This window comes from Actinacidiphila cocklensis (assembly GCF_907177275.1).
Classification (GTDB): Bacteria; Actinomycetota; Actinomycetes; order Streptomycetales; family Streptomycetaceae; genus Actinacidiphila; species Actinacidiphila cocklensis.
Window position 1 is genome coordinate 1 of record NZ_CAJSLV010000105.1, and the last position, 20,068, is coordinate 20,068.

The window sequence follows — 20,068 nt, forward strand, 5'->3', positions numbered from 1 at the left end:
GTGCGGGACCTCGCGCTGCCCGGGCCGCGCCCCGGCGGGCGGGCCGCCAGACGGCAGCAGCAGGCGCGCTGGCGCAAGAACCGCCGCAGGGCCGCGGCGGCGACCGCGGTCGCGCTGGCCGGCGGCGGCCTGACGATCGCGGCGTCGTCGACCGGCGGCTCCGATGGCCGGACGGCCGCCGCGACGACCCCCGACGTGCCGGTGGGCGACACGCTGCCCGTCGCGACCTCGCCGGTCACCACGCCCGCGGCGGCGACCCCGCGAACCACCCACGGCACCCCGGCCCCGCCGAACCCGGCGGCGACGACCCCGCCGTCGCATACCCGGTCGGTGCCCGTCGTGCCGCGTACGGCCGCCCCGCAGTCCACCGCGACCCGGCAGCCGCTGACCCAGCCGGTCGCGTCCCAGGCCCCGGTGACGACGCCGCCGCCGGCCGCGGCCCCGGCCCAGACCACGCCGCCCCCGACGGCGACCACGCCCGCCTCGCCGCCCGCGACCACCGCGCCGGCGCAGCCGCCGACCACGTCGGACCCGCAGCCGCCGCGCCAGGTGTGCATCCTGCTGATCTGCCTGTGACCCGCCGCTGACGCCCGGGCGGGGGGGCGTCAGTGGCGTCGCCCCGCCGTACGCGACACGCGGCGGGCCGCCGCGGCCGATGTCTCGTACATGCGTTCGAACGTATGCGAGAATCCGAGGCATGCACCACCACACCTTCCCCGCCGACCTCGTCCAGGCGCAGCGCGACTGGTACGCCACGTATCGCCAACTGGCCGGTGCCGCAGGCACCCAGACCACCGTGCTGCGCCGACGTCTGGTGCGGCTTTCGGTCATGGTCACCGCGCATCCGTACTGGGCGACCGTGCCCAGCAGCGCACCCGCCGCCCGCATGCAGCTCAAGGCGCTGGCCTGGGGCGACGAGGCCGACGGGCACCAATCCGGGCGCGAAGCCGAGGGTCAGGCCGGCGCTACGGCCGGGTGAAGGCCCGCCGGCGGTGCGTCACGGGGCGGTCGGACAGCTCGGCCGCCAACTCCCTCTCCGGCTGGCCGGATCCGGGCGCTGACGCCGGACCGGCGGACGGGCACGCGCTCCGCGGCCCGGGTGACGTTGCGCTCATCGGGGCGGGGCGGGGCGACCGCGACGAAGTACGCGAGCTGCCCGAGGCCCGTGGCCGCGGGGCTACTCAGTGAGGCGGGCGGCGGGGGTCAGGGCCAGACCAGGCAGTAGAGCTGGTGCCCTGACTCCTGGCAGCGGCGGGCGAAGTCCTGCCATTCGTGGAGCATCTGGTAGATGACGAACGCGTCGCGCGGGCCGCGGCGGTCGGGGACGGTCGACCAGATGAAGGCAGCGGCGCCGAGGGACTCCTCGTTGGCGTTGCGCAGCGGCTCCACGACGGAGGCGGGCAGCCGGACGACGGCGTAGTCCGGGTGCAGGACGACCAGTTCGAGCGGCGGGACCTTGGCCGGGGGTATGCCCTCGATGCCGGTGAGGACCATCGCGGCCATCGTCTCCGGCTTGACCTTGGTGTACAGGCCCTGGCCGAGTTCGTCGCCGCCGAGTTCCTCCGGGCGCATCGAGATCGGGACGCGGGCCGCGGTGGCACCGTCGGGCGCACCGAAGTACTTGTAGGTCACCCCCACTCGGCCACCCCTGCTCCTGCCCTCTGCGGTCGATCGGCGTTCGTTCGTTTCGCGCCGGCTGTGATCTCCGCGAGCTCCGCGATCTCCGCGGTGGTCGCGTTGTCCTCGGTGTTGCTGTTGCTCGTGGTGTTCTTGTTCGCGTGGTTCCGGGCTGCTCGGCTCTGCGGTGTGTCGTTGCTGCGAGTTCTGCGAGTCCTGTGTGTTCTGCGGGGTGCGGCGGCGCTTGCCGGTCGGGCGGGCGTCGTCGGGTCCGGGTACGTGTTCTCCCGGTCCCTCGCCCGGACCGCCACCCGTCTGCTGCATTCCACTACCCGACCATCTGCCGCCCCAACCATGCAACCCGATCATCGTGTCAGATGCACGGTTGAGACGTTGTCGCGCAACGCCCGGGGTTTGAGAGCATGTGTCTGTGAGCTATCCGTACGAAGCACCAGTGTCCCAGGAACTGTTCGACCGCGCGGCGGCCGTGACCCCAGGAGGCGTGAACTCTCCGGTGCGGGCCTTCCGTGCCGTGGGCGGTACGCCCCGGTTCATGGTGTCCGGTACCGGTCCGTACCTGACCGACGCCGACGGACGCGAGTACGTGGACCTGGTCTGCTCGTGGGGACCGATGATCCTCGGCCACGCGCGCCCCGAGGTGGTCGCGGCCGTACAGGACGCGGTGACCCGCGGTACGTCCTTCGGTACACCCAGTGAGGGCGAGGTCGCGCTCGCCGAGGAGATGGTGGCCAGGGTCGAACCGCTGGACCAGGTGCGGCTGGTGTCGTCCGGCACCGAGGCGACGATGTCCGCGATCAGGCTGGCCCGCGGCTTCACCGGGCGGGCGAAGGTGGTCAAGTTCGCGGGGTGCTACCACGGTCATGTGGACGCGCTGCTGGCCGCCGCCGGTTCCGGCCTGGCCACCTTCGGGCTGCCCGACACCCCCGGGGTGACCGGTGCGCAGACCGGCGACACGATCGTGCTGCCGTACAACGACCTCGACGCCGTACGGGCCGCGTTCGCCGCGAACCCCGGGCAGATCGCCTGCGTCATCACCGAGGCGTCCCCCGGCAACATGGGCGTCGTGCCGCCGCGCGACGGCTTCAACGCCGGGCTCAGGGACCTGTGCGCGGCCGACGGCGCGCTCTACGTCTCGGACGAGGTCATGACCGGCTTCCGGGTCAGCAAGGCCGGCTGGTACGGGCTCGACGGCGTCCGCCCCGACCTGATGACCTTCGGCAAGGTCATGGGCGGCGGCTTCCCCGCGGCGGCCTTCGGCGGGCGGGCCGACGTCATGGCGCAGCTCGCGCCGGTCGGCCCGGTCTACCAGGCGGGCACGCTGTCCGGTAACCCGGTGGCGACCGCGGCCGGGCTCGCGCAGCTGCGGCTGCTGGACGACGCGGCCTACCGGACGGTGGACGCGGTCTCCAAGGAGATCCAGGGGCTGCTGACGGCGGCGCTCAGCAAGGAGGGGGTCGCGCACCGGCTGCAGACGGCGGGCAATATGTTCTCCGTCTTCTTCACGGACGAGGAGGTCCGTGACTTCGAGGGGGCGAAGCGGCAGGAGGCGTACCGCTTCACCCCGTTCTTCCACTCGATGCTGGCGCAGGGCGTGTATGTGCCCCCGTCCGCGTTCGAGTCCTGGTTCGTGTCGACCGCACACGACGAGCGGGCCGTGGAGCGTATCGCCGCCGCGCTGCCCGCCGCCGCACGTGCCGCAGCGGAGGCCCACGCATGAGTGATTCTGGGGACGAGTTGACCGTGGTGCACCTCGTGCGGCACGGCGAGGTCCACAACCCCGACGGGGTCCTGTACGGCAGGGCGCCCGGCTACCACCTGTCCGAGCTGGGCCGGAAGATGGCCGACCGGGTCGCCGAGCACCTCGCGGAGCGGGACGTCAGGTACGTCGTCGCCTCGCCGCTGGAGCGCGCCCAGGAGACGGCGACGCCCGTCGCCAAGGCCCACGGCCTCGACCTCGCCGCCGACCCGCGGCTCATCGAGGCCGCGAACATCTTCGAGGGCAAGACCTTCGGCATCGGCGACGGCGCGCTGCGCAAGCCGGCCAACTGGAAGTACCTGACCAATCCGTTCCGGCCGAGCTGGGGGGAGCCGTACGTCGACCAGGTCGTGCGCATGACCGCGGCGCTCGGCGCCGCGCGGGACGCGGCGCGGGGGCACGAGGCGGTGTGTGTCAGCCACCAGTTGCCGATCTGGGTGGTGCGCTCCTACGCGGAGCGGCGGCGGCTCTGGCACGATCCGCGCCGCCGGCAGTGCACGCTCGCGAGCGTGACCAGCTTCACGTACCGCGGCGACGAGATCGTCTCCGTCGGCTACTCCGAGCCCGCCATCGACCTCGTCCCCGCCCACCTGCGCGGCGGCGGCGTGAAGCCCCCGAAGGGAACGAAGGCCTTCGGGGCTTGAGCGGCCCCCCGGCCGACCCCGCGCCATGCGGCGTGCCTCTGCTGCCCTTTCCGCAGGCGGTGCCCGTCAGGGGCGCGGGGAACTGCGCGCTCAGCCACCCACCACGCGCGGGTCGTCACCGACCCGAAGGGGCTGTCCGGTCCGTGCCGGACGGCCGGCCGGTGGGGGCTGAGCGCGCCGTTCCCCGCGCCCCTTTGGCCTGCCCTCTTCCGGAAGAGGCGCCCCGCAGGGGATGTCACCCGGGAGGGCGAAAGGGTGCGGGCCACTTGGGGGACATTGAGGTGATTTGAACAAAATAGGATAATACGCGAGGAACGTGTGGACGTCATGGTGGGCGTCCACACCTCCGCCCGCCTCAGCCTGCACGGCATGCACGCCGAGAGACGGGGATCACGCATGAGTGGGATGAGCCGAAGGAGTCTGCTGACGACAACCGCAGGAGCGGCGGCGGGCCTGGCCGTCGCGGGGTGCGGGACGGGGAAGAAGAGCGGCGCGCAGGGCACGGGACAGCCGTCGGGGGTGAGCGGCGCGCACGCCCCGAAGACGGTCACCCTGATCGGCGACGGCTCCACCGCACACACCGGCGACCAGCCCAACCAGCCCGACGTGGACCGGCTGGAGCCCGGCCAGACCCCACCGCAGTTCGTGATCTTCTCCTGGGACGGCGCAGGCGAGGTCGGCAACGGCCTCTTCCCCCGCTTCCGCAAACTCGCCGCCGACCACGGCGTGTCCATGACCTTCTTCCTCAGCGGGCTCTACCTGCTGCCGGAGGGCCGGAAGCTGGAGTACGCCCCGCCCAACAGCCCGCTCGGCGCCTCCGACATCGGCTACCTCGCCGACGACCACCTGCGGATGACGCTCGACAACGTCCGGCAGGCCTGGCAGGAGGGCCACGAGATCGGCACCCACTTCAACGGCCACTTCTGCACCGGCGCCGGCAGCGTCGGCCGCTGGACCCCGGCGGACTGGAAGAGCGAGATCGACCAGGCGAAGGCCTTCGTGACCACCTGGAAGACGCAGACCGGCTGGCACGACGACGAGCCGCTGCCCTTCGACTACGAGGCCGAGCTGATCGGCGGCCGCACCCCGTGCCTGCTCGGCCAGGACCAGTGGCTGCAGACCGCCAGCGCGCTCGGCTTCCGCTACGACGCCAGCTCCCCGGGCGGCAACCAGATCTGGCCGTCGAAGAAGCTGGGCGTGTGGGACCTGCCGCTGCAGCTGATCCCCTTCCCCGGGCACAGCTTCGAGGTGCTGTCCATGGACTACAACATGCTGGCCAACCAGTCGCACGCGGCGACCAGCAGCGACCCGCGCAACTACCCGTACTGGCGCGAGCAGGCCGCGGCGTCGTACATCGCCGGGTTCGAGCGGGCCTACCAGACCAACCGGGCGCCCTTCTACATCGGCAACCACTTCGAGGAGTGGAACGGCGGGATCTACATGGACGCGGTCGAGGACGCGTTCAAGTACATCGCCGCCGCCGGGCACGACGACGTCCGGATGGTGTCCTTCCGGCAGTTCGTGGACTGGCTGGACGCGCAGGACCCGGCGGTGCTCGACCGGCTGCGTACCCTGGAGGTCGGCGAGGCGCCGGCGCAGGGCTGGAAGGACTTCACGAAGCTGCCGGCCCCGGTGCCCGCGGAGACCACGCCGTCCTCGGCCGCCGTCGCCTGACCCCGCCGGGCCGGCCGCCGGACCATCATCTGGTCCTTACTTGGGGCGATTGCCGCTTTTGGTGCCGGTGTCGGGGGTGTGGAAGATCGCCGGAAGGCCCATGCGAAACTTTTCACATGAGTCCTACGCGCGCCCCTCGACGCCGCCCGTTCCGCAGTGCCGTGGCACTGGTCGGAGCCGCCGTCGTGGCGCTGACGCTCGCCGCCTGCTCGGCGTCCTCGACCGGATCGAACTCGGGCAGTTCCAACTTCGTCAGCGGCAGCGGCGACATCACCGTCGTCAAGCCCGCCGACCGCAAGCCCGCGCCCGACCTGTCGGGGAAGACCGTGGCCGGCGGGCAGGACAGCCTGGCGGCGTACAAGGGCAAGGTCGTCGTCGTCAACATCTGGGGCTCGTGGTGCGGCCCCTGCCGTGCCGAGGCCCCCCACCTGGCCACCGTCTCCGCCGCGGACAAGGCCAAGGGCGTGCAGTTCCTGGGTATCAACACCCGGGACCTGACCGTGTCCAACGCGGCCAGCTTCGCCAAGCGCTTCGGCATCACCTACCCCAACCTGTACGACCCGTACGGCAAGCTGATCCTGCGGTTCCCCAAGGGCAGCCTGAACCCGCAGAGCCTGCCCGCCACGCTGGTCATCGACCGGGAGGGCCGGCTCGCGGCCCGCGCGCTCAAGCCGCTCGGCGAGGACGACCTGAACCGGCTGATCGACCCGATCGCCGCGGAGAAGTGACGTGGGCGGTACGGGCACGCTGACCGTCCTGGCGGTCGACCAGAACCAGACGGTGCTCACCGGGGCGCTGCTGGCCGCGATCCCGATCGCGATGTTCGCCGGCCTGATCTCGTTCTTCTCGCCCTGTGTCCTGCCGCTCGTCCCCGGCTACCTGTCCTACGTCACCGGCATGACCGGCACCGACCTGGGCGAGGCCAGGCGCGGCAGGATGCTCGCCGGCGCCTCGCTGTTCGTGCTCGGCTTCAGCGCCGTCTTCGTCTCCGGAGGCGCCCTCTTCGGCAACTTCGGGCAGACCCTCCTGGTCCACCGGGAGGTCCTGACGAAGGTCTTCGGCGCGCTGACCATCGTGCTGGGCCTGGTCTTCATGGGCTTCGTCGGCGGCCTGACCCAGCGCGAGTTCCGCTTCCACACCAAGCCCGCGGTGGGCCTGGCAGGGGCGCCGCTGCTCGGCGTGCTGTTCGGGCTCGGCTGGGCGCCCTGCGTCGGCCCCACGCTGGGCGCGGTCAACGCGCTGGCCTTCAACGACGCCAGCGCCGCCCGCGGGGCGCTGCTGATGGCGTTCTACTGCGCGGGCCTCGGCGTGCCGTTCATCGTGGCGGCCATAGCCTTCCGCCGTACGCTGGGCGCCTTCGCCTGGGTCAAGCGCCACTACGTGTGGGTCATCAGGCTCGGCGGAGGCATGCTCGTGGCGGTCGGCGTCCTGCTGGTCACCGGAGTGTGGGATCACATCACCTACCAGATGCAGATCTGGTCGAGCAGCTTCACCACAGGGGTCTGAACCCATGAGCATCACCGAGAAATCCGAGCGCGAAGACCTCGGCGCGGCAGGGGCGCAGCTCAGCACCGCACCCGCCGACACCTTCGCGGAGGCGCCCGCGCTCGGCGTGCTGGGCTGGCTGCGCTGGATGTGGCGGCAGCTCACCTCGATGCGGGTCGCCCTGATCCTGCTGTTCCTGCTGTCGCTCGCCGCGATCCCCGGCTCGCTGATCCCGCAGCACAGCGACCAGCTCAAGGTCGACGCCTTCAAGATCAAGCACCCCACGGTCAGCCCGCTGTACGAGAGGGTCGGCCTCTTCCACGTCTACAGCTCGCCGTGGTTCGCGGCGATCTACATCCTGCTGTTCATCTCGCTCGCCGGCTGCATCGTGCCGCGCACCTGGCAGTTCGTCGGCCAGCTGCGGTCCCGGCCGCCGGGCGCCCCGCGCAACCTGACCCGGCTGCCGGCGTACAGCACATGGCGTACGGACGCGAGCCCCGAGGAGGTCACGGAGGCGGCCCGCAAGGCGCTGCGCGGCCGCAGGTTCCGCACCAGCGTGACCGACACCTCGGTGGCCGGCGAGAAGGGCTACCTGCGCGAGTTCGGCAACCTGATCTTCCACGTCTCGCTGTTCGGGCTGCTGATCGCCTTCGCGCTGACGTCGCTGGAGAAGGCCGAGGGCGGCAAGCTCGTCGTCGAGGGCGACGGCTTCGTCAACAACCTCACGCAGTACGACGACTTCAGCGGCGGCACCCTCTACGGCGCCGACGACCTCCAGCCCTTCGGCTTCGACCTGGACAGCTTCGACCAGAAGTACGCCACCAGCGGCCCGGAGAAGGGCACCGCGCTGGAGTTCAAGGCCAACATCCACTACTACAGCGGCACCGAGGGCAAGCCGGTCAAGGGCGAGATCTCGGTCAACCACCCGCTCAGCATCGGTGGCGAGAAGGTCTACCTGATCTCGCACGGCTACGCGCCGGTCGTCACCGTCAGGGACGCCAAGGGCAACGTGCTGAAGTCGGTCGTCCCGTTCCTGCCGCAGGACACCGCGCTGACCTCGGTCGGCGTCATCAAGGTGCCCGACGCGCTGGGCAAGGACGGCAAGCCCGACCAGCTGGGCTTCCGAGGCATCTTCACCCCGACCTTCGCCCTGGACAACGTGCGGGGACCGCACTCCTCCTTCCCGACGCTGCAGTACCCGGCGCTGATCCTGAACGCCTTCCACGGCGACCTCGGCATCGACTCCGGCGCCCAGCAGAACGTGTACCAGCTCGACACCACGCACCTGAAGCAGTTCAAGGGCACCGACGGCCAGCCGTTCAGCAAGGCGATGAAGGTCGGCGACACCATGACGCTGCCGAACGGCGCGGGCAGCCTCACCTTCGACGGCGTCAAGACCTGGGCCAGCTTCACCGTCTCCCACCAGTCGGGCAACGAGGCCGCCCTGGTCAGCGGGGTCGGCGCGATCCTGGGCCTGGCGGGCTCGCTGTTCATCCAGCGCCGCAGGATCTGGGTGCGGGCGGTACGGGCCGAGGACGGCGTGACCGTCGTCGAGATGGGCGGCCTGGGCCGCAGCGAGTCGGCCCGGATCGCCGACGAGATCGGCGACGTCGCCCTGCAACTGCTGCCGGACGCCCCGGTCAGACCGGACGGCGAGGCCGACGGGGAAGCCGGCGGCGAGGCCCCGCCACCACAAGCCGGCACCGACGACGACGCCGCCGGGACCGAAGCCGAGCCCGAAGCCGAGACCGAAGCCGAGACCACAGCCGTGAACGACGACGAAGGAGCGCGCGCGTGAACATCGCTGCCGCGGTCAACGAGAACTTCGCGAACTACAGCAACTACCTGATCCGCTCGGCGATGTTCGTCTACGCCCTCGCCTTCCTCGCGCACCTGGCGGAGTGGGTCTTCGGCGGGCGCAGCAAGATCGCCGTGCAGTCCGCGGCGCTGACCGCCGAGGCGCAGGCCGAGCAGGCCGCGGCGGAGGCGGCCCAGCAGAAGGCGGCCCAGCAGGTCACCGTGAAGACCGCGGGGGGCAGCACGGTCACCCTGGAGCGCCCCACGGTCGTCACCCGCGCCTCGGCCAGCGACCGCGGCATCGCGGACGGCCCGGGCGCCGCGGGCGGCAACGAGAAGGGCGACCTCTACGGCCGTATCGCGGTGTCCTTCACCGTGCTGGCCTGGATTCTGCACGCCTCGGGCGTCGCCTTCCGCGCGGCCTCCGTACAGCGCGCCCCCTGGGGCAACATGTACGAGTTCTCCACCACCTTCGGCGCGGTCGCCGTCGGCGCGTACCTGGTGCTGCTCGCGCTGAAGAAGGACGTCCGCTGGATCGGGCTGTTCCTGACCACCTCGGTGCTGCTCGACCTGGGCCTGGCCCTGTCGGTGCTCTACACCAGCAGCGAGCAGCTGGTGCCCGCGCTGCACTCGTACTGGCTGTGGATCCACGTCTCGTGCGCGATCATCTCCGGCGCGATCTTCTACCTGGCCGCGGTCGGCACGCTGCTCTTCCTCTTCCGCGACCACTACGAGGTCGCGGTCACCGCGGGCCGGGCGAGCGAGGGCCGGTGGGGCGACATCATGCGGCGGCTGCCGGCGGCGGCGACCCTGGACAAGTTCGCGTACCGGATGAACGCCCTGGTCTTCCCGCTGTGGACGTTCACCATCATCGCCGGCGCGATCTGGGCGCAGGCGGCATGGGGCCGCTACTGGGGCTGGGACCCCAAGGAGACCTGGGCGTTCATCACCTGGGTCGCCTACGCCTGCTACCTCCACGCCCGTGCCACGGCCGGCTGGAAGGGCCGCAAGGCGGCGTATCTGGCGCTGATCGCCTTCGGGTGCTTCCTGTTCAACTACTACGGCGTGAACATCTTCGTCAGCGGCAAGCACTCCTACGCCGGGGTCTGACGAAGCCATCGCGGCGGGATGCGAGACTGGCGCCATGGCTTACGACGATCTCCGCTCGTTCCTCCGGGCGCTGGAGAAGGAGGGCGACCTGCGGCGGATCACCGCCGAGGTCGACCCGTACCTGGAGGTCGGCGAGATCACCGACCGGGTGAACAAGGCCGGCGGCCCCGCACTGCTCTTCGAGAACGTGCGGGGCTCGGCCGCGCCGCTGGCGATGAACGTCTACGGCACCGACCGCCGGCTGCTGAAGTCGCTCGGCCTGAACGCGTACACCGACATCGGCGAGAAGATCGCCGGGCTGCTCAAGCCCGAACTGCCGCACGGCTTCGTCGGGGTGCGGGAGGCCTTCGGGAAGCTGGCCGGGATGGTCCACGTGCCGCCGAAGAAGGTCAAGTCGGGCGACGCACCCGTGCAGGAGGTCGTCCTCACCGGTGACGACGTCGACCTGGACGCGCTGCCGGCGCTCTTCACCTGGCCGCAGGACGGCGGCTCCTTCTTCAACCTGGGCCTGACCCACACCAAGGACCCGGAGAGCGGCGTACGCAACCTGGGCCTGTACCGCCTCCAGCGGCACGACCGGCGCACCATCGGCATGCACTGGCAGATCCACAAGGACAGCCGCAACCACTACCAGGTCGCCCAGCGGCGCGGCGAACGCCTGCCGGTCGCCATCGCCTTCGGCTGCCCGCCCGCCGTCACCTACGCCGCGACCGCGCCGCTGCCCGGCGACATCGACGAGTACCTGTTCGCCGGCTTCGTGCAGGGCAAGCGGGTCGAGCTGGTCGACTGCAAGACGGTGCCGCTGCAGGTGCCCGCGCAGGCCGAGGTCGTCATCGAGGGCTGGCTGGAGCCGGGCAAGATGCTGCCCGAGGGGCCGTTCGGCGACCACACCGGCTTCTACACCCCGCAGGAGCCCTTCCCCGCGCTGACCATCGACTGCGTGACGATGCGCAAGCGCCCGCTCTTCCAGTCGATCGTGGTGGGCCGGCCGCCGACCGAGGACGGGCCGCTGGGCCGGGCCACCGAGCGCTTCTTCCTGCCGCTGCTGAAGATCATCGTGCCGGACATCGTGGACTACCACCTGCCGGAGGCGGGCGGCTTCCACAACTGCGCGATCGTCTCGATCGACAAGAAGTACCCCAAGCACGCCCAGAAGACGATGCACGCGATCTGGGGCGCCCACATGATGTCGCTGACCAAGCTGATCGTGGTCGTCGACGCCGACTGCGACGTCCACGACCTGCACGAGGTCGCCTGGCGGGCGCTGGGCAACACCGACTACTCCCGCGACCTTTCCGTCGTGGAGGGACCCGTCGACCACCTGGACCACGCCTCGTACCAGCAGTTCTGGGGCGGGAAGGCCGGTATCGACGCGACCCGCAAGCTGCCCGAGGAGGGCTACACGCGGGACGGGGGCTGGCCGGAGATGGTGCTCTCCGACCCGGAGACGGCGGCGAAGGTCGACCGCCGATGGAGGGAGTACGGCCTGTGAGTGCGGAATCCGCCACCCCGGACCTGTTCGGACCGCGGCCCAGGCCCGACGGCCGGGTCAAGGCCTTCCTGCGCCTGGTGATGATCGAGCACTCGGTCTTCGCGCTGCCCTTCGCCTACATCGCCGCCCTCACCGCGATGTTCCGCGACGACGGCTCGGTGCACTGGGGCGAACTGCTGCTGATCACCGTGGCGATGGTGGGCCTGCGCACCTTCGCGATGGCCTGCAACCGGATCATCGACCGGGAGATCGACGCCCGCAACCCGCGCACCGCGACCCGTGAACTGGTCACCGGCGCCCTGTCGGTACGGTCCGCGTGGACGGGCGCGCTGATCGCCGTCGTGGTCTTCCTCGGCGCGGCCGCGCTGCTCAACCCGCTGTGCCTGGCGCTCGCGCCGGTCGCGGTGGTGCCGATGGTGGTCTACCCCTACGGCAAGCGGTTCACGAACTTCCCGCACGCCATCCTGGGGCTCGCGCAGGCGATGGGCCCGATCGGGGCGTGGCTCGCGGTGACCGGGTCGTGGGCCTGGCAGCCGGTGGTGCTGGGCGTCGCGGTCGGCGTGTGGATCGGCGGCTTCGACCTGATCTTCGGCTGCCAGGACGTGGCCGCGGACCGGGCGCACGGCGTGAAGTCGGTGCCGGCCCGCTTCGGCATCCCGGCCGCGCTGTACGGCGCCCGGGTCTGCCACGCGATCACCGCGGCCCTGCTGGTCTGGTACGGGGTGGCGGTCCACGCGGGCGGCTTCTGGTGGACGGGCCTCGCGGTGGTCGCCGGTGCCTTCCTCTACGAGCACTCCATCGTCAGGCCGCACGACCTGAGCCGGCTCAACCGGGCCTTCTTCACGGTCAACGGCGTGATCGGCATCACGCTCTTCGTCTTCGCGCTCCTCGACCTGCTCGCGCGCGGCCTCGGCACCTGAGCGCCGGGCCGCGCGGAGCGCGTGCGGTTCCTCGGGACGGGGGGTTCCCCCGTCCCGAGGGCCTACAGACCGCTCAGGTCGATGTGCAGGTCCTTGAGCTGGTCGGCGGGGGCCTGTGCTGACGCGGAGTCGTCACCGGTGAGCTGGCCGGGCCGCGCCGTGAAGGCGCCCGGGTCGAGCTTGTCGGCCTTCACCTTGAAGTCGCCCAGCTGCGACATCAGCGCGCCCATCAGGTCCTGCGGGTTGAGCTGCTGGGCGCCGGCCGGGGCCTTGACCGGGTCGGCGCCGCCGTCGACGGACAGGCCGAGCGGCAGCTTGCCGTGGATCGTGTCGTCGAACTGCGCCAGGTCGACGCTGACGTGGGTCAGCTTGCCGCCCTTGACGGCGACGTCCAGCGCCACCGTCTTGTTCGGCACGTCGTCCAGGCTCTTCTGCAGGTCGCCCGGCAGCACCTTGGCCATCGAGCCCAGGCTGCTCTTCAGGTCCTGGGCGAGCGACCGGGCCGGCACGCTGACCTTGAGGTGGTCGGCGCCGTCCTGCGACCCGAGGTCGGTGATCTTCGCGTCCTTGGTCAGCGACTTCTGCAGCGGCGCCAGCAGTTCGGCGAAGGTCTTGTGCGCCAGGTCGGTGGGCAGCCCGGTCGGCAGGCCGGACGGCAGCCCGAGGCCGCCGAGCGGGGAGTCGTCGGACCCGTCGTCAGAACCGCTGCCGGACCCGCTGCCGGACGCGCTGTCGCCCGAGGCGTCGTCGCCGAGGGTCTTGGCGAACTCCGCGAAGGCCTTGGGGTCGATGGAGACCCAGCCGCCCTTGGCGAGCGTCTTGATCGAGCCGAAGGACGACGGCAGCTGGTCGACCGAGCCCAGCATGCCGGTGATGTCGGACAGGCCCGCGTCGCCGGTGGTGTCCAGGGCCGCCAGGCCCTTGAGGTCCACCTGCACGTAGGCCTTCTGGTCCACGGAGCGCAGGCCGATCAGCGTCTTGCCCTCGGACTTGCCCGAGGCGCCGCCCGCCACCTCCACGCCGAACGAGATGCCCTTGTCGTCGCCGCTCAGCTCGGCGAGCGCCTTGTCGGCGCTGAACGACGTCGAGACGCGCAGCCCGGCGATCAGGTCGGCGTCGGCGCGCTTGAAGTCGTCCTGGTCCTTGAGGGCGGCGTAGATCTGGTCGGGGGTGCCGTCGAAGGACAGCCCGAGCGTCACGGACTTCTGCTCACCGAGCTGGATGAAGGCGTTGCTGACCTTGCCCTGCGGGGTGCTGGGCTCTTCGTTGCCGCATGCGGCCGCCCCTGCGGTTATCAGCGCGACCACTCCGGCGGCGGCGAGACCCTTGCGCATGGTGTTGATGACGAACTCCTCGGACGTCGCGACCAGATCGCGGACAACGATGTGGGTGTCGGTGTGGGGTTGGCAGAAGCGTAGCTGTGCGGAGGCTGTGGTCTCGCGGGGGTTTCCGGCTGACTTGTGGCGACCTGCGTTGCCGACATACGGCAACGCGCGGGCGGCGCTGGGCGGTCGGGGAGGTGCGGTCAGGGGCGGGCGGTCAAGCGGACACCGCGACCGTGCGCTCCCGGAAGAGGAACGCCGCGGCCAGTCCGCCGATCAGCCCGAACAGATGGGCCTGCCAGGACACCCCGTCGGCGGTCGGCAGCACGCCCCACAGGATGGAGCCGTAGAGCACGCCGACGATCAGGCCCACGATGACGTCCAGCGGCCGCCGGTCGACGAAGCCGCGGCTCAGCAGGTAGCCGAACAGGCCGAATATCAGCCCGGAGGCGCCCAGCGTGGTGGTGTGCGCGGGAGCGATCAGCCAGACCCCGAGGCCGCTGATGACCATGATGGTGAGCGCCACCGCGAGGTAGCGGGTTATGCCCCGCAGCGCCGCGATGAAGCCGAGTACCAGCAGCGGCAGGCTGTTCGAGGCGAGATGGGCGAAGCCGACGTGCAGGAAGGCCGCGGGAACGATGTCCAGCAGCTCGCTGCCCTTGCGCGGGGTGATGCCGAAGGTGTCGAGCCGCTGGTCGCTCAGCGCGTTGACGGCCTCCAGCACCCACAGCAGCGCCAGCCACCCCGCCATGAGCAGCGCCGCCACGGCGACGCGGCTGCCGGCGCGCAGCGGTGCGAGCAGCGTGTCGACCAGGCCCGCCCGCGGCCGTGCGACCCTTCCCACGGTCTGTCCGTATGCCACCGAAACCCCCCTGAGTCCCCAGTGCCCTCCACCGTGGACAACGCCTCCCACCGGCACCCGGTTCCCGCTTCGGCGGCTTCGCCCGGGTCCGGTTACGCTCGTCGGCGTGGACGACAACCCGGACGGCACCCCGCAGGGCCGCGCGCGCGAACCCTGGGTGGTCGGCGTGTCAGGGGCCTCGGGGACGCCGTACGCCGCCGCCGTGCTGCGGGGGCTGCTGCACGCGGGCGAGGACGTCGACCTGGTGGTGAGCAGGGCGGCCCGGCTGACCCTGCTGGACGAGACCGGCGCCGGCTTCCGCGACGCCCACTGGCGCGAGGACCTGGCCGGGCTGCTGGCCCGCGGCGCCGACGGCACCCCCGGCCGCTACCCGCCCGCCGACCTGTCCCGGGTACGCCACTGGCCGGCCGGCGACCTGGCCGCGGGACCGTCCTCCGGGTCGTACCGGGCCAAGGGCATGCTGATCGTGCCGGCCAGCACCGCGTGCGTGGCCGGGGTGGCGCTCGGGCTGTCCAAGGACCTGCTGCAGCGGGCGGCGAGCGTCGCGCTCAAGGAGCGGCGGCCGCTGGTGGTCGCGGTCCGTGAGACCCCGCTCGGCGGCCAGACCCTGCGTCACCTGGTGGCGCTGGACGACGCGGGGGCCGTCGTCCTGCCCGCCTCGCCGGCCTTCTACGCCGGCGCGGTGCACATCCAGGACCTGGTGGACTTCGTCGCCGGCCGGGTGCTCGACGCGGCGGGCGTCCCGCACAAGCTGTACCGCCGCTGGCAGGGCGAGCTGGGGGCCGCGGCGCAGGAGGCCCGTGCGACTCCTGATGCGGGTGAGGTCCTGCCGGGAAGAGCACATGCGCAGGGCACGGACCCGTTCATGCCTTAGATTCGTGTCCAGACAGCGCAGTCGTGGCACGAACGGGAGGGTCCCACTGATGGACGCGGTGGACAGACAGCTCATCCAGGCGTTGCGGGAGAACGGCCGCGCGTCGTACGCGGAACTGGGCCGGCTGGTGGGCCTGTCGGGTCCCAGCGTCACCGACCGCATCAACCGCCTGGAACAGGCCGGAGTGATCACCGGCTACCGCGCCACGGTCGCCCCCGCGGCGCTGGGCCTGGGCGTCACCGCCCTGGTGGGACTGCAGCTGAGCGACGCCGCCGACCACGAGGACGTGGCGGGCCGGCTGCGCGACCTGGACGAGATCGAGGACTGCTGGTTCATCGCCGGCGACGACTCCTACATGCTCAAGGTCAGGGTCGGCGACGTGGACGGGCTCGAACACACCATCCGCCGGCTGTCCGGCACCAAGGGCGTGGCCCGCACCCGTACCACGATCGTGCTGTCCACGAAGTGGGAGAACCGGGTCGGGGCGCTGCCCGAGGAAGCCTGAGCGTAGTGTCGGAACCGGTCGAACCGGCAGCAGCCGGCAGGAGGAGGAGCGCATGGACGCGGGGCTCAAGCGGGAGCTGGAGGAGAAGGTCTACGCCGGCGAGCGGCTGACCCGGGAGGACGGCATCGCCCTCTACGAGTCCGACGACCTCGCGTGGCTGGGCGGACTCGCGCACCACGTGCGCACCCAGAAGAACGGCGACGTCGTCCACTTCAACGTCAACCGGCACCTGAACATGACCAACGTGTGCACCGCCTCGTGCGCCTACTGCTCCTTCCAGCGCAAGCCGGGCGAGAAGGACGCGTACACGATGCGCATCGAGGAGGCCGTCCGGCTGGCCAAGGCGATGGAGGCCGACAGCCTCACCGAGCTGCACATCGTCAACGGGCTGCACCCGACGCTGCCGTGGCGCTACTACCCGCGCTCGCTCAAGGCGCTCAAGGAAGCGCTGCCGCAGGTGTCGCTGAAGGCCTTCACCGCCACCGAGATCCACCACTTCGAGACCATCTCGGGCCTGTCCGCCTCCGAGATCCTCGACGAGCTGATCGAGGCCGGGCTGGAGTCGCTGACCGGTGGCGGCGCGGAGATCTTCGACTGGGAGGTGCGCCAGCACATCGTGGACCACCGCACCCACTGGGAGGACTGGTCCCGCATCCACCGGCTGGCGCACTCCAAGGGCCTCAAGACGCCCTGCACCATGCTCTACGGCCACATCGAGGAGCCCAGGCACCGCGTCGACCACGTGCTGCGGCTGCGCGAACTGCAGGACGAGACCGGCGGCTTCCAGGTCTTCATCCCGCTGCGCTACCAGCACGACTTCGTGGACATGAAGGACGGCAAGGTCCGCAACACCCTGCAGGCCCGCACCACGATGGCGACCGGTGCGGAGGCGCTGAAGACCTTCGCGGTCTCCCGGCTGCTCTTCGACAATGTGCCGCACGTGAAGGTCTTCTGGGTGATGCACGGCCTGTCCACGGCCCAGCTGGCCCTGAACCACGGCGCCGACGACATGGACGGCTCGGTCGTCGAGTACAAGATCACCCACGACGCGGACGACTACGGCACGCCGAACAAGCTCACCAGGGACGACATCCTCGACCTGATCCGCGACGCCGGCTTCCGCCCGGTCGAGCGCAACACGCGCTACGAGACCATCCGCGAATACCCCGGCCCCGACGGGTCGCGGCGGGAGTCGCCGCAGCCGATGCGGGTGTGACCCCGGTCACGGCGGTCCGGCTCCCGTAATAGCTACTCTGGTCTCATGACCCTTACGTGCGAGCTGGACCCGCCGGTCGACGAGGCGTTGCGCGAGGAGATACTCGCGCTGTGGGCCGACGTGTCCAACGCCGGCGGCGCGGTCGGCTTCGTGCCGCCCGTCACGCCGGAGGAGATCAGGCCCGACATGGACGCGTCGCTCGCGGCGGTGGCGGACGGCCGGCGGCGGCTGATCGTCGGCCGCGACCAGGAGGGCCGCGTCGCGGCCACCGCCTTCGTCGCGTACAACACGCACCGGCTGATGGCGCACTGGGTGTGGGTCTACACGGTGATGGTCCACCCGCGGCACCAGGGGCGCGGCCACGGCCGCACCCTCATGGCGGCGGTCGAGCAGGCCGCCCGCAGCTTCCCCGGCATCGAGGCGATCCGCCTCACGTGCCGCGGCGGCACCGGCGCGGACGCCTTCTACTCGGCGTGCGGCTACAAGGAGGTCGGCCGCGTCCCCGCGGCCATCCGCGTCGCCCCCGGCGACGACCGCGACGACGTCGTCATGCTCCGCGCGCTCTGACCCCGCCCCGCGCCGCCCCGGGCGCGGGGCCGCGGCGGCGGCGTGCTTCACTGGGAGCATGCTCCGATACACCGCCCTGCGCTTCGGCCTCATCGTCGCCAGCTTCGGTGTCATCTGGGGCCTGGTCCGCGTACACATCCTGCCGGCCGGGCTCGGTGACTCGAACTACCTGTGGGTCGCACTCCTGGCCCTCATCGTGTCCGCCCCACTGAGCTGGGTCCTGCTGCGCGGGGTGCGCGAGCAGGCCGCGCAGAAGGTGTCGGACAGGGTCGAGCGCACCCGCCTCAACCTGGTCGCGAACGCCCAGCAGGAAGACGCGGCGGACGACGCCGCGCGCGGCGAGGCCGCGAGGGACAGCGCAGCGCGTACGGCCTGATGGCCGCCGCCAACAGCAGGCGGGTGCCGCGGGCGGAACGCGAACGGCAGATGCTCGACGCGGCGGTCGCGGTCTTCGCCCGCCGCGGCTACCGGGCCGCGTCCATGGACGAGATCGCCGAGGCGGCCGGGGTCAGCAAGCCGCTGGTCTACCTCTACCTGAACTCCAAGGACGAGCTGTTCTCCGCCTGCATCCGGCGTGAGGCCGCCGCCCTCACCGCGGCCGTACGGGACGCCGTCGAGGAAGGCGCCACCCCGGAACGCCAGTTGTGGAGCGGCCTGCTCGGCTTCTTCGAGCACGCCGCGGTCCACCCCGACGGGTGGACGCTCCTGTACAGCCAGGCCCGTACGGTCGGCGAGCCGTTCGCGGCGGAGGTCGCCGTCCTGCGGGCGGAGATCGTCGCCTTCGTCGCCGCCCTGATCGCGGCGGCCTGCGGCTCCCGGGACGTCGAGGCCTACGCCCACGCGCTGGTCGGCGCCGCCGAGTCGCTCGCCGGGTGGGCGGCGGCCGCCCCCGCGCCGGCCCCCACCGGCAAGGAGCTGGCCGCCTCCCTGATGACCTTCGCCTGGTCGGGCCTGTCCCGCGCACTGCCCGCGCCCGACCCCGAGGCCGCCGGTGGATCCAGCGCCGCGGAAGGGTGAGAAGCCCTACGGGACGCGTGGCAGATCCGCCGCGCGCGGGGTGCGGCCGAGCCTGGTCAGGATGCGGGCCAGGGTGCCGGCGCCCGGGGGAGCGGGCTGCTCCGGCGCGAAGGCGGTGGAGCCGGCGGGGACCGCGAGGGCGTGCGGGAGCGCTTCCTCCAGCAGGTCGGGCGCCGCGGTGAAGGGGACGCCGAGGGTGGCCGCGACGTCCCAGGCGTGCACGACGTAGTCCAGGAAGTGGAAGCCGACGGCCCGGGCGGCGGGGAAGCTGATCCCGGTGGCGAACTCCGGGAGGGTGAAAGGCTGTTCGGCGTCGCTGACGGCTGCGAAGGCCGCGCCGACGTCCGCGGCGGCGGCCTCGTACGCGGCCATCGGGTCCGCGGCGCCGATGACCGCCCAGGCCGCGGGGTCGCCGCCGGCCCCCCGTGCGGCGGCGGCGAAGCCGCGGTGCTGGGCGGTCATGTGGGCGAGCAGGTCGGTGAGGTCCCACCCGGCGCACGGGGTCGGCCGCCGCAGATCGGCTACGGTCGATGCCCGGACGAGTTCGGCGCTGAGCCGCACCGCCCGTGCGTCGAGGTCCAGGACCCGGTCTAGATCGGTACGCATGTGCTTATCGTGTGCTCATGCACATCATCTGTCAAGGGAGCGCTTTCGGATGCCCGCCACGCCCCGCAGGGACCTCGCCGCCATGATCGTGCCGCTCGGCCGAGCCCTGACCGCGGCGGAGCTGCCGCTGCTGCACGACCACGGTCTGACCATGTGGGCGTACTCGGTGCTGCTGCGGCTCGACGACCGGCCGCTGCGCAGCCAGGCGGCGCTGGCCGAGGCGATCGGCGCCGACAAGACCCGGATCATCGATGTCCTCGCCGACCTGGAGGAGCGCGGCCTCATCAGCCGCACCTCCGATCCGGCCGACCGCCGGGTCCGCCTCCTCGCCCTGACCCCCGAGGGCCACCGCGTACGGACCGCCGCCCAGTCGGCGATCCAGTCCCGCGAGGACCGCCTCCTCGCCCGCCACCTCACCCCCGCCCAACGCACCACCTTCCTCGAAGCCCTGGCCACCCTCTCCACCCTCCCCCCGGACACCCTCACCACCCCCTGACCCGCCCCCTTCCGCCGGGGGGTGCGCTTCCGCGGGCCGCGGTGGCTCGGGGGTGCCCTTTCGGCGGGGCCGAGCCTTCGGGGGCGC

Annotated in this window: 21 protein-coding genes and 1 pseudogene; 18 read left to right on the forward strand and 4 right to left on the reverse strand. The window is 71.7% G+C overall.

The genetic code is table 11. The annotated features are described in order from the left end of the window. Together NFU81_RS36510 and NFU81_RS36515 are read left to right on the forward strand one after the other, a co-directional pair. Positions 1-576 (forward strand): annotated as a pseudogene (locus NFU81_RS36510) (hypothetical protein); the annotation flags it as partial. 121 nt (positions 577-697) lie between these two features. Continuing rightward, on the forward strand, positions 698-979 hold the full coding sequence (locus tag NFU81_RS36515) for a hypothetical protein (protein WP_251500212.1): 282 nt from the start codon (positions 698-700) through the stop codon (positions 977-979). Positions 980-1,203: 224 nt separating this feature from the next. Here NFU81_RS36515 and NFU81_RS36525 read toward each other — a convergent pair whose 3' ends face one another. Further along, positions 1,204-1,632 carry a hypothetical protein gene (locus NFU81_RS36525; RefSeq protein WP_078582806.1) on the reverse strand — a complete coding sequence of 143 codons (429 nt, stop codon included), beginning with the start codon at positions 1,630-1,632 and terminating at the stop codon, positions 1,204-1,206. Between the two features lie 415 nt (positions 1,633-2,047). On the opposite strand from NFU81_RS36525, the gene hemL reads away from it, so the two are divergent. From hemL to mqnP, 9 genes are all read left to right on the forward strand, one after another. Then, a complete protein-coding gene (gene hemL / locus NFU81_RS36530) occupies positions 2,048-3,355 on the forward strand; it encodes a glutamate-1-semialdehyde 2,1-aminomutase (protein WP_251500215.1) in 1,308 nt (435 codons plus the stop codon). After that, positions 3,352-4,038, forward strand: a complete 687-nt coding sequence (locus NFU81_RS36535; RefSeq protein WP_251500217.1) for a histidine phosphatase family protein — start codon at positions 3,352-3,354, stop codon at positions 4,036-4,038. Before hemL ends, NFU81_RS36535 begins: the two co-directional genes overlap by 4 nt. Positions 4,039-4,434: 396 nt before the next feature. Continuing rightward, the gene (locus NFU81_RS36540; protein WP_251500220.1) at positions 4,435-5,712 is read left to right on the forward strand and encodes a polysaccharide deacetylase family protein; all 1,278 of its coding nucleotides are present in this window, start codon (positions 4,435-4,437) and stop codon (positions 5,710-5,712) included. Between the two features lie 116 nt (positions 5,713-5,828). Beyond that, positions 5,829-6,440, forward strand: coding sequence for a TlpA family protein disulfide reductase (locus NFU81_RS36545; RefSeq protein WP_251500222.1), 612 nt, complete (start codon positions 5,829-5,831; stop codon positions 6,438-6,440). 91 nt (positions 6,441-6,531) lie between these two features. Next, positions 6,532-7,218 (forward strand): cytochrome c biogenesis CcdA family protein, encoded by a 687-nt coding sequence (locus NFU81_RS36550; protein WP_251500277.1) that lies wholly within the window; start codon positions 6,532-6,534, stop codon positions 7,216-7,218. 4 nt (positions 7,219-7,222) lie between these two features. Next, a complete protein-coding gene (resB, locus tag NFU81_RS36555; protein ID WP_251500224.1) occupies positions 7,223-8,995 on the forward strand; it encodes a cytochrome c biogenesis protein ResB in 1,773 nt (590 codons plus the stop codon). Then, positions 8,992-10,104 carry a c-type cytochrome biogenesis protein CcsB gene (ccsB, locus tag NFU81_RS36560; RefSeq protein ID WP_251500228.1) on the forward strand — a complete coding sequence of 371 codons (1,113 nt, stop codon included), beginning with the start codon at positions 8,992-8,994 and terminating at the stop codon, positions 10,102-10,104. The genes resB and ccsB overlap by 4 nt, the downstream gene beginning before the upstream one ends. A gap of 34 nt (positions 10,105-10,138) precedes the next feature. After that, complete coding sequence (locus NFU81_RS36565; protein WP_251500231.1) at positions 10,139-11,596, forward strand: menaquinone biosynthesis decarboxylase; 1,458 nt, start codon at positions 10,139-10,141, stop codon at positions 11,594-11,596. Continuing rightward, complete coding sequence (gene mqnP, locus NFU81_RS36570) at positions 11,593-12,516, forward strand: menaquinone biosynthesis prenyltransferase MqnP (RefSeq protein WP_251500234.1); 924 nt, start codon at positions 11,593-11,595, stop codon at positions 12,514-12,516. The genes NFU81_RS36565 and mqnP overlap by 4 nt, the downstream gene beginning before the upstream one ends. 62 nt (positions 12,517-12,578) lie before the next feature. Here the strand turns inward: mqnP and NFU81_RS36575 are convergent, their stop codons facing one another. Continuing rightward, a complete protein-coding gene (locus NFU81_RS36575; RefSeq protein WP_251500237.1) occupies positions 12,579-13,850 on the reverse strand; it encodes a hypothetical protein in 1,272 nt (423 codons plus the stop codon). 205 nt (positions 13,851-14,055) lie between these two features. Then, positions 14,056-14,589 carry a rhomboid family intramembrane serine protease gene (locus NFU81_RS36580; protein ID WP_251500280.1) on the reverse strand — a complete coding sequence of 178 codons (534 nt, stop codon included), beginning with the start codon at positions 14,587-14,589 and terminating at the stop codon, positions 14,056-14,058. 217 nt (positions 14,590-14,806) lie between these two features. Here NFU81_RS36580 and NFU81_RS36585 point away from each other — a divergent pair, with 217 nt between their 5' ends. Genes NFU81_RS36585 through NFU81_RS36610 form a run of 6 tightly spaced genes read left to right on the forward strand, consistent with a single transcriptional unit; the run spans position 14,807 to position 18,879 of the window. Next, on the forward strand, positions 14,807-15,574 hold the full coding sequence (locus NFU81_RS36585; RefSeq protein WP_251500240.1) for a UbiX family flavin prenyltransferase: 768 nt from the start codon (positions 14,807-14,809) through the stop codon (positions 15,572-15,574). Positions 15,575-15,623: 49 nt separating this feature from the next. Beyond that, positions 15,624-16,079, forward strand: a complete 456-nt coding sequence (locus NFU81_RS36590; protein ID WP_251500241.1) for an Lrp/AsnC family transcriptional regulator — start codon at positions 15,624-15,626, stop codon at positions 16,077-16,079. 52 nt (positions 16,080-16,131) lie between these two features. Then, on the forward strand, positions 16,132-17,295 hold the full coding sequence (gene mqnE, locus NFU81_RS36595; protein WP_251500244.1) for an aminofutalosine synthase MqnE: 1,164 nt from the start codon (positions 16,132-16,134) through the stop codon (positions 17,293-17,295). Positions 17,296-17,340: 45 nt separating this feature from the next. Next, positions 17,341-17,862, forward strand: a complete 522-nt coding sequence (locus NFU81_RS36600; RefSeq protein ID WP_251500247.1) for a GNAT family N-acetyltransferase — start codon at positions 17,341-17,343, stop codon at positions 17,860-17,862. Positions 17,863-17,920: 58 nt separating this feature from the next. Beyond that, positions 17,921-18,238 carry a DUF4229 domain-containing protein gene (locus NFU81_RS36605; protein ID WP_251500250.1) on the forward strand — a complete coding sequence of 106 codons (318 nt, stop codon included), beginning with the start codon at positions 17,921-17,923 and terminating at the stop codon, positions 18,236-18,238. Next, the gene (locus NFU81_RS36610) at positions 18,238-18,879 is read left to right on the forward strand and encodes a TetR/AcrR family transcriptional regulator (RefSeq protein ID WP_251500252.1); all 642 of its coding nucleotides are present in this window, start codon (positions 18,238-18,240) and stop codon (positions 18,877-18,879) included. Before NFU81_RS36605 ends, NFU81_RS36610 begins: the two co-directional genes overlap by 1 nt. Positions 18,880-18,885: 6 nt before the next feature. Here the strand turns inward: NFU81_RS36610 and NFU81_RS36615 are convergent, their stop codons facing one another. After that, complete coding sequence (locus tag NFU81_RS36615; RefSeq protein WP_251500255.1) at positions 18,886-19,485, reverse strand: TIGR03086 family metal-binding protein; 600 nt, start codon at positions 19,483-19,485, stop codon at positions 18,886-18,888. 49 nt (positions 19,486-19,534) lie between these two features. On the opposite strand from NFU81_RS36615, the gene NFU81_RS36620 reads away from it, so the two are divergent. After that, the gene (locus NFU81_RS36620; protein ID WP_251500257.1) at positions 19,535-19,981 is read left to right on the forward strand and encodes a MarR family winged helix-turn-helix transcriptional regulator; all 447 of its coding nucleotides are present in this window, start codon (positions 19,535-19,537) and stop codon (positions 19,979-19,981) included. Positions 19,982-20,068 lie beyond the last annotated feature (87 nt).

Bases quoted from the DNA above. Each gene is read 5' to 3' on its own strand.
- NFU81_RS36515 (WP_251500212.1), top strand. From the start codon at position 698: ATGCACCACCACACCTTCCCCGCCGACCTCGTCCAGGCGCAGCGCGAC.
- NFU81_RS36545 (WP_251500222.1), top strand. From the start codon at position 5,829: ATGAGTCCTACGCGCGCCCCTCGACGCCGCCCGTTCCGCAGTGCCGTG.
- NFU81_RS36580 (WP_251500280.1), bottom strand. From the start codon at position 14,589: ATGGCGGGGTGGCTGGCGCTGCTGTGGGTGCTGGAGGCCGTCAACGCG.
- NFU81_RS36550 (WP_251500277.1), top strand. From the start codon at position 6,532: ATGTTCGCCGGCCTGATCTCGTTCTTCTCGCCCTGTGTCCTGCCGCTC.
- mqnE (WP_251500244.1), top strand. From the start codon at position 16,132: ATGGACGCGGGGCTCAAGCGGGAGCTGGAGGAGAAGGTCTACGCCGGC.
- NFU81_RS36610 (WP_251500252.1), top strand. From the start codon at position 18,238: ATGGCCGCCGCCAACAGCAGGCGGGTGCCGCGGGCGGAACGCGAACGG.
- NFU81_RS36605 (WP_251500250.1), top strand. From the start codon at position 17,921: ATGCTCCGATACACCGCCCTGCGCTTCGGCCTCATCGTCGCCAGCTTC.
- NFU81_RS36590 (WP_251500241.1), top strand. From the start codon at position 15,624: ATGGACGCGGTGGACAGACAGCTCATCCAGGCGTTGCGGGAGAACGGC.
- NFU81_RS36565 (WP_251500231.1), top strand. From the start codon at position 10,139: ATGGCTTACGACGATCTCCGCTCGTTCCTCCGGGCGCTGGAGAAGGAG.
- NFU81_RS36600 (WP_251500247.1), top strand. From the start codon at position 17,341: ATGACCCTTACGTGCGAGCTGGACCCGCCGGTCGACGAGGCGTTGCGC.
- NFU81_RS36575 (WP_251500237.1), bottom strand. From the start codon at position 13,850: ATGCGCAAGGGTCTCGCCGCCGCCGGAGTGGTCGCGCTGATAACCGCA.
- resB (WP_251500224.1), top strand. From the start codon at position 7,223: ATGAGCATCACCGAGAAATCCGAGCGCGAAGACCTCGGCGCGGCAGGG.
- NFU81_RS36620 (WP_251500257.1), top strand. From the start codon at position 19,535: ATGCCCGCCACGCCCCGCAGGGACCTCGCCGCCATGATCGTGCCGCTC.
- NFU81_RS36535 (WP_251500217.1), top strand. From the start codon at position 3,352: ATGAGTGATTCTGGGGACGAGTTGACCGTGGTGCACCTCGTGCGGCAC.
- NFU81_RS36540 (WP_251500220.1), top strand. From the start codon at position 4,435: ATGAGTGGGATGAGCCGAAGGAGTCTGCTGACGACAACCGCAGGAGCG.
- NFU81_RS36615 (WP_251500255.1), bottom strand. From the start codon at position 19,485: ATGCGTACCGATCTAGACCGGGTCCTGGACCTCGACGCACGGGCGGTG.